1 protein-coding gene and 2 pseudogenes are annotated in these 2,484 nt (G+C 77.5%); 2 read left to right on the top strand and 1 reads right to left on the bottom strand.

The genetic code is table 11. The features are described 5' to 3' along the window. Nucleotides 1–393 (top strand): annotated as a pseudogene (locus tag VR45_RS33040) (mechanosensitive ion channel family protein); the annotation flags it as partial. A 23-nt stretch (nt 394–416) separates the two neighbouring features. On the opposite strand, the gene VR45_RS33035 reads toward VR45_RS33040, so the two are convergent. After that, nucleotides 417–1,598 (bottom strand): hypothetical protein, encoded by a 1,182-nt coding sequence (locus tag VR45_RS33035; protein WP_045943581.1) that lies wholly within the window; start codon nt 1,596–1,598, stop codon nt 417–419. A gap of 241 nt (nt 1,599–1,839) precedes the next feature. Here VR45_RS33035 and VR45_RS33030 point away from each other — a divergent pair. Beyond that, nucleotides 1,840–2,484 (top strand): annotated as a pseudogene (locus VR45_RS33030) (hypothetical protein); the annotation flags it as partial.

The following is a 2,484-nucleotide window of genomic DNA, read 5'->3' as shown; positions in this document are numbered from 1 at the left end:
CTCATGCCGATGTCGTACTTCGTCGGCCGTCCGTTCGAGAACTGGTCCCGCCGGACCAGCCGGATCACCGGCACCGCGCTGCTCCACCTCGACCACCACGCGCCGGTCGGGAAGCTGCGCGAGGAGTTCGACGCCTTCCTGTCCGGGCAACCGCTGTGGGACGGCGAGGGCAGTGCCCTCCAGGTGGTCGACACCACGCCCACCACCATCGTGGTGCGGGCGCTCGCCACCGCCGCGAACGCCGAGGACGCGTTCGAGCTCCGCTGTCGGCTGCGCGAGCACCTGATCGGGTATCTGGTCGAGAACCACCCGTACGCCCTGCCGCGCCTTCCCATGGGCGAGCCGCCCGGTCGGCCCGGCCCGGCGGCGCCCGGAGGCCCGCCCACCGGCTGACCTCCCCGGTGGGCGGGGAGGTGTCAGAGGGTGCTCAGGGCGTACCCGATGAGGGCCTCGGCGGTCATCGCGGTGCCCCTGCGGGTCGCGTCGGCGTGGGCCGGGGCGGGGAGGACGGTGCGCAGCTGCTCGTCGAGAGTCCGGTGCAGGGGGAGTTCGACCGGGGCCGGGTGCCGGCCGGTGCGGTCACGCAGGGGCCGGACGCCGGCGAGCAGGACGGCGGCCCGGTCCGGGCGGCCGGCGTCGGCCTCGTGGCGGGCGGCCGTGACCAGAGCGTCCACCGCGGGCATCCACAGCCCGGCCTCCAGGCAGTCGCGCAGGACGGCGGCGAGCCGGTGGGCGCTCTCCCGGCGGGCGCCCACCGCGTGGAGGCTGCGGGCGTGGTGGGAGCGCCGGCACACCAGGGCGAACAGGTCGTCGGTGCCGGTGGTGTGCCGGAGCGAGGCCTCGGCGAGCAGGACGGCGCCGGCCGGGTCGCCGCCGTAGAAGGCGACCTCGGCCCGGGCCCAGTGCGAGGCGGCCAGCGGGGTCCGCGCGCCGACCGCGGCCAGGACCTCCTCGGCGAGGGCGAGCTGTTCGGCGGCCCGGTCGAGGTGTCCGGCGCCGAGCTGGGCGATGGCCGTCGCGGTGCGCATCCGCGCCGCGGCGACCTCGCTGCCGTACTGCAGCACCGGCGGCAGGACGCCGTCCGTGATGGCGACGGCCTCCACCGCGCGGCCCTGGAGGCAGCGCACGACGGAGAGCTGGGCCAGGGCCTCCAGTTGGAGCGGGACGTCGTCGCAGGACTCGGCCAGCCGGGCGGCCTCGGCCAGCAGGTCCCCGGAGGCGTTGAGGTCGATGCTGAAGGAGATCATGCCCGCCGCGTACCGCACGTGCCGGGACGCCTCGGGCGGTGCGGCCTGCTCCAGCCGGGCCAGTGCGCGCCCGACCCAGTGCAGCCCCTCCCTGGGCAGCGCTCCCCAGAGCCACGCCGTCGCTCCGACGAGGTCGGCCCCGAGGACCGGGTCGCCCGCCGGCCGGTCGCCGGAGCCGAGCGACCAGTCGAGTCCGGCCCGCAGGTTCGGCAGGTCGAGCCGCAGCGAGGCGCGCAGGGTGATGTCGGTCCCGTCGGCCGCCCCCTCCTCGACCCGGGCGCCGACCGCCCGGTAGTGCTCGGCGTGCCGTCGCAGTGCCCGGTCCGGCGCGTCGGGGCCGGTGCGGGACAACTGCGCTCGGGAGCCGGTAGCGCGCCGGGTCGGTGCCGGGCTCCGTCACCACCAGGGAGCGGTCGACCAGGTCCCGCAGGGCCGGGTCGACCCGGCGGGCGGCCGGTCCGGGGCCGCCGACCACCGCCCGGGCGGCCTCGGCGGTGAAGCCGCCGGCGAAGACCGCCAGCCGGGCGAAGACCTCGCGCTCCTCGTCGGTCAGCAGCCGGTGGCTCCACTCGATCGCGGACCGCAGCGAGGCGTGCCGGGCCGGCCGGGCCCGCCGTCGGGCGAGCAGCTCCAGCTGCTGGTCGAGCCGGGCGGAGACCTCGGCGAGGGTGAAGGTGCGCAGCTGGGCGGCGACGAGTTCCAGCGCCAGCGGCAGGCCCTCGGTGGCGCGGCAGATCCGGGCCAGCGGGGCCGCGGTCCGCTCGGTGACGGCGAAGGCGGGCAGTTGGGCGGCGGCCCGGTCGGCCAGCATCCGACCCGCCCCGGACCGCAGGACGTCCTCGGGGCGGTCGGTCGCGGGCAGGTCCAGGGGGACCGTGGTGCGGACGGTCTCGCCGGGCACGGCGAGCGGTTCGCGGCTCGTGGCGAGGATCCGCAGCCCGCCGCAGCGGGCGAGCAGGTGGTCGACCAGGGCGGCGCAGGCCTCCAGCAGGTGTTCGCAGTTGTCGAGCACGAGCAGGGTGTCACGTGCGGCCAGGCCCGAGGTGAGGGTGTCGAGGATCGGCCGGCCCGGTCCGGTGGGCAGTCCGAGCGCGGCGGCGACGGCCGCGGGCACGAGTTCGGGATCGGCCACGGCGTCCAGCTCGACGGGTGGCGCGCCGGTGCCCAGGACAGTGCCGGTGCCGGTGCCGGTGCCGGTCGCGGTCCCGGTGGTGGCTGCCTCTTCGGCGGCGGCGAG

It is taken from the genome of Streptomyces sp. NRRL S-495 (assembly GCF_000966955.1).
In the GTDB taxonomy this organism is placed as follows: domain Bacteria; phylum Actinomycetota; class Actinomycetes; order Streptomycetales; family Streptomycetaceae; genus Kitasatospora; species Kitasatospora purpeofusca.
The sequence above is the reverse complement of the archived record's forward strand: the minus strand, read 5'-3'. Positions and strand labels throughout refer to the sequence as shown.